This is a genomic window from Wenzhouxiangella sp. YN1, assembly GCF_056324145.1.
In genome coordinates this window covers 1-278 of record NZ_JBJNIO010000064.1, presented here as the reverse complement: position 1 = coordinate 278, position 278 = coordinate 1, and the positions used below count along the sequence as shown (strand labels likewise).

The following is a 278-nucleotide window of genomic DNA, read 5'->3' as shown; positions in this document are numbered from 1 at the left end:
GGCTTCGCCGTGATCTGCCACGACCCGGACGCGCCCCTGGTGCAGAACGGCAGCTATGGCTTCGTTCACTGGGTGCTCTACAACCTGCCGGCGTCGACCACCTCGCTGGACGAAAACAGCTCGGAGGGAACCGCCGGGGTCAACGATCTGGAAAAGTCGGGCTACGGTGGCCCGATGCCGCCGGAAGGTCACGGTGTGCACCGCTATTATTTCTGGGTGCTGGCGCTGGACAAGGCCACCGATCTGCCTGCCGGGCTCTCGATGGCCGAGCTGCTCGA

Annotated in this window: 1 protein-coding gene; it reads left to right on the top strand. The window is 65.1% G+C overall.

Translation table 11 applies throughout. The features are described 5' to 3' along the window. On the top strand, positions 1-278 hold a 278-nt coding region (locus ACEWQZ_RS00310), incomplete at both ends, for a YbhB/YbcL family Raf kinase inhibitor-like protein (protein WP_476481075.1).